Origin of the sequence: Streptomyces sp. YGL11-2 (assembly GCF_050054615.1) — a bacterium.
In the GTDB taxonomy this organism is placed as follows: Bacteria; Actinomycetota; Actinomycetes; order Streptomycetales; family Streptomycetaceae; genus Streptomyces.
This window is the reverse complement of the sequence record NZ_JBNHIN010000013.1, coordinates 74,433-78,531: the sequence shown is the minus strand read 5'-3', so window position 1 is coordinate 78,531 and position 4,099 is coordinate 74,433. Positions and strand designations below refer to the sequence as shown.

Annotated in this window: 3 protein-coding genes; all 3 read left to right on the top strand. The window is 71.2% G+C overall.

What is annotated here, in order from left to right; genetic code table 11:
- Positions 1 to 105: 105 nt before the first annotated feature.
- A complete protein-coding gene (dxr, locus tag ACO1BR_RS17145; protein WP_426795933.1) occupies positions 106 to 1,422 on the top strand; it encodes a 1-deoxy-D-xylulose-5-phosphate reductoisomerase in 1,317 nt (438 codons plus the stop codon).
- On the top strand, positions 1,419 to 2,720 hold the full coding sequence (locus ACO1BR_RS17140; protein ID WP_426795932.1) for a M50 family metallopeptidase: 1,302 nt from the start codon (positions 1,419 to 1,421) through the stop codon (positions 2,718 to 2,720). The genes dxr and ACO1BR_RS17140 overlap by 4 nt, the downstream gene beginning before the upstream one ends.
- Before the next feature lie 174 nt (positions 2,721 to 2,894).
- Positions 2,895 to 4,052 (top strand): flavodoxin-dependent (E)-4-hydroxy-3-methylbut-2-enyl-diphosphate synthase, encoded by a 1,158-nt coding sequence (gene ispG / locus ACO1BR_RS17135; protein WP_426795931.1) that lies wholly within the window; start codon positions 2,895 to 2,897, stop codon positions 4,050 to 4,052.
- Positions 4,053 to 4,099: the final 47 nt, after the last annotated feature.

The following is a 4,099-nucleotide window of genomic DNA, read 5'->3' as shown; positions in this document are numbered from 1 at the left end:
ACTCACCCCCCCCCCCCCCCCCCCGACCCCCCCCCCCCCCCCCCCCCCCCCCCGCTGCGGCCCTCGGTGGCCGAGGTGCCCCGCCGACCGGCCACAATGGACCGCATGACGGACACCCTCGCCCATCCGCACCTGCGCTTCGAGCCGGCCCGTACCGACCCGGGAGGCCCCCGGGAGATCGTGATCCTCGGCTCGACCGGTTCGATCGGCACCCAGGCGATCGACATCGTGCTGCGCAACCCCGACCGCTTCCGGGTCACCGCGCTCGCCGCGGCCGGCGGCCGGGTCGAACTGCTCGCCGAGCAGGCGCACCGGCTGCGGGTCGCCACCGTCGCGGTCTCGCGCGAGGAGACGGTGCCCGCGCTCCGCGAGGCGCTGACCGCGCGCTACGGCGCCGGCGTGCCGGTGCCGGAGATCCTGGCCGGCCCCGACGCGGCCACCGAGCTCGCCGCCTCGGAGTGCCACACCGTCCTCAACGGCATCACCGGCTCCATCGGCCTCGCCCCCACCCTCGCCGCCCTGAAGGCGGGCCGGGTGCTGGCCCTCGCCAACAAGGAGTCCCTGATCGTCGGCGGCCCGCTGGTCAAGGCCGCCGCCCGGCCCGGCCAGATCATCCCGGTCGACTCCGAGCACTCCGCGCTCTTCCAGGCGCTGTCCGGCGGCACCCGGGCCGAGGTCCGCAAGCTGGTCGTCACCGCCTCCGGCGGCCCGTTCCGCGGCCGTACCAAGCGCGAGCTGGCCGGTGTCACGCCCGAGCAGGCGCTGGCCCACCCCACCTGGTCCATGGGCCCGGTCGTCACCATCAACTCCGCGACGCTGGTCAACAAGGGCCTGGAGGTCATCGAGGCGCACCTGCTCTTCGACGTCCCCTTCGACCGCATCGAGGTCGTGGTCCATCCGCAGTCCTACATCCACTCGATGGTGGAGTTCACCGACGGCTCGACCCTCGCCCAGGCCAGCCCGCCCGACATGCGCATGCCGATCGCGCTGGGCATCGGCTGGCCGGACCGGGTCCCGGACGCCGCCCCCGGTGTCGACTGGACGACGGCGCAGACCTGGGAGTTCTTCCCGCTGGACGAGGACGCCTTCCCGTCCGTGCCGCTTGCCTGCCACGTCGGCGAGCTGGGCGGCACCGCCCCCGCGGTCTTCAACGCCGCGAACGAGGAGTGCGTCGCGGCCTTCCTCGGCGGCGGGCTGCCGTTCACAGGGATTGTCGATACGGTCGCGGCAGTGGTCGACGAGGGCCTGGCATCCGGAGTGGTGATGAACAGCAGCCAAGGCGGAGCGCAGCGGAGCGGCACGCCCGCCGCGGGAACTTCCCTGACGGTCGCGGACGTCCTGCAAGCGGAGACCTGGGCGCGCGCCCGCGCCCGCGAACTGGCCGCCCGGGCGGCACACACCACATCGGAGGTTCGCGCATGACGACCTGGATGACCATCCTCGGCATAGTCGTCTTCGTCGTCGGCCTGCTCTTCTCCATCGCCTGGCACGAGCTCGGCCACCTCTCCACGGCCAAGATGTTCGGCATCCGCGTGCCGCAGTACATGGTGGGCTTCGGGCCGACGATCTTCTCCCGCAAGAAGGGCGACACCGAGTACGGCATCAAGGCCGTCCCGCTCGGCGGCTACATCCGGATGATCGGCATGTTCCCGCCCGGCGACGACGGGAAGCTCCAGGCCCGCTCCACCTCGCCGTTCCGCGGCATGATCGAGGACGCCCGCTCGGCCGCCTTCGAGGAGCTGCAGCCCGGCGACGAGCACCGGCTGTTCTACACGCGCAAGCCCTGGAAGCGCGTGATCGTGATGTTCGCCGGGCCGTTCATGAACCTGGTCCTGGCCGTGGTGATCTTCATGAGCGTGCTGATGGGCTTCGGCATCAACACCCAGACCACGCAGGTCAGCTCGGTCTCGGACTGCGTCATCGCGGCCTCCGCCAAGTCCGACAAGTGCCCGGCCGGCGCCAAGGACTCCCCGGCCAAGGCCGCGGGCCTGCGGGCCGGCGACCGGATCGTCTCCTTCAACGGTCACGCCGTCCCGGACTGGAACACCCTCCAGGACCAGATCCGCAGGACCACCGGCCCGGCGGCCATCGTCGTCGAGCGGCACGGCGCCCGGCAGACGCTGCACGCCGACCTCATCGAGAACAAGGTCGCCAAGACCGACGGCCGCGGCGGCTACGTCCCCGGCCAGTACGTCAGCGCCGGATTCCTCGGCTTCACCCCGGCCAGCGGCATCGTCAAGCAGTCCTTCGGCCAGTCCGTCGACCGCATGGGCACCATGGTCCAGCAGGGCACCGAGTCGCTGATAAGCCTCCCCGGCAAGATCCCCGACCTGTGGAACGCGGCCTTCAACGGCGCCGAGCGCAAGCAGGACTCCCCGATGGGCGTGGTCGGCGCGGCCCGGGTCGGCGGCGAGGTCTTCTCGCTCCACATCCCGCCGGAGCAGCGGGTGGCCACCATGCTCTTCCTGGTCGCCGGCTTCAACCTCTCGCTGTTCCTGTTCAACATGCTGCCGCTGCTGCCGCTGGACGGCGGCCATATCGCCGGCGCCCTGTGGGAGTCGGTGCGGCGGGCCTTCGCCCGGGTCGTTCGGCGCCCGGACCCCGGCCCCTTCGACGTCGCCAAGCTGATGCCCGTCGCGTACGTCGTCGCCGGCATCTTCGTCTGCTTCACCCTGCTCGTGCTGGTCGCGGACGTGGTGAACCCGGTGAAGCTGACCTAGGCCCGTCCGATCGGCCACGGCCGGGCACCCTGCGACCGAGCGGGCGTGCCCGGCCGCCCCTTTCGAGGGGGCAAAAGGGTTCGATGTGCCTCTGGCAACCTCCGTGCCGTAATCTCGATGAACCGGAGCCCACCGAATCCGGGCCGAGATCCACACCTTGGGGTTGCTCACCAGATGACTGCCATTGCACTGGGAATGCCGGACGTACCTGCGAAGCTCGCCGACCGCCGGGTCAGCCGCAAGATCCAGGTCGGTTCGGTCGCCGTGGGCGGCGACGCACCGGTGTCGGTGCAGTCGATGACCACCACCCGTACCTCCGACATCGGCGCCACGCTCCAGCAGATCGCCGAGCTGACCGCCTCCGGCTGCCAGATCGTCCGGGTCGCCTGCCCGACCCAGGACGACGCCGACGCGCTGCCGATCATCGCCAAGAAGTCCCAGATTCCGGTCATCGCGGACATCCACTTCCAGCCGAAGTACGTCTTCGCCGCGATCGACGCCGGCTGCGCCGCGGTCCGGGTCAACCCCGGCAACATCAAGCAGTTCGACGACAAGGTCAAGGAGATCGCCAAGGCGGCCTCCGACGCCGGCACCCCGATCCGCATCGGCGTCAACGCCGGCTCCCTGGACCGGCGGCTACTCCAGAAGTACGGCAAGGCCACCCCCGAGGCCCTGGTGGAGTCCGCCCTCTGGGAGGCGTCGCTCTTCGAGGAGCACGGCTTCCGCGACATCAAGATCTCGGTCAAGCACAACGACCCGGTCGTGATGGTCAACGCCTACCGCCAGCTCGCCGCCGCCAGCGACTACCCCCTCCACCTCGGCGTCACCGAGGCCGGCCCCGCCTTCCAGGGCACCATCAAGTCCGCGGTCGCTTTCGGCGCGCTGCTCAGCGAGGGCATCGGCGACACCATCCGGGTCTCGCTCTCCGCCCCGCCCGTCGAAGAGGTCAAGGTCGGCATCCAGATCCTGGAGTCCCTCAACCTCCGGCCGCGCCGCCTGGAGATCGTCTCCTGCCCGTCCTGCGGTCGCGCCCAGGTCGACGTCTACAAGCTCGCCGACGAGGTCACCGCGGGCCTGGAGGGCATGGAGGTCCCGCTGCGCGTCGCCGTCATGGGCTGCGTCGTCAACGGCCCCGGCGAGGCCCGCGAGGCCGACCTCGGCGTCGCCTCCGGCAACGGCAAGGGCCAGATCTTCGTCAAGGGCGAGGTCATCAAGACCGTCCCCGAGTCGAAGATCGTCGAGACCCTCATCGAAGAGGCCATGAAGATCGCCGCGCAGATGGAGGCCGACGGCGTCGCCTCCGGCGAGCCGGTCGTCACCACCGCGGGCTGACCCCCTCCCTTCGCGAGCCCCGCCGCCCCCCCGGGCCGCGGGGCTCG

Bases quoted from the DNA above. Each gene is read 5' to 3' on its own strand.
- dxr (WP_426795933.1), top strand. From the start codon at position 106: ATGACGGACACCCTCGCCCATCCGCACCTGCGCTTCGAGCCGGCCCGT.
- ACO1BR_RS17140 (WP_426795932.1), top strand. From the start codon at position 1,419: ATGACGACCTGGATGACCATCCTCGGCATAGTCGTCTTCGTCGTCGGC.
- ispG (WP_426795931.1), top strand. From the start codon at position 2,895: ATGACTGCCATTGCACTGGGAATGCCGGACGTACCTGCGAAGCTCGCC.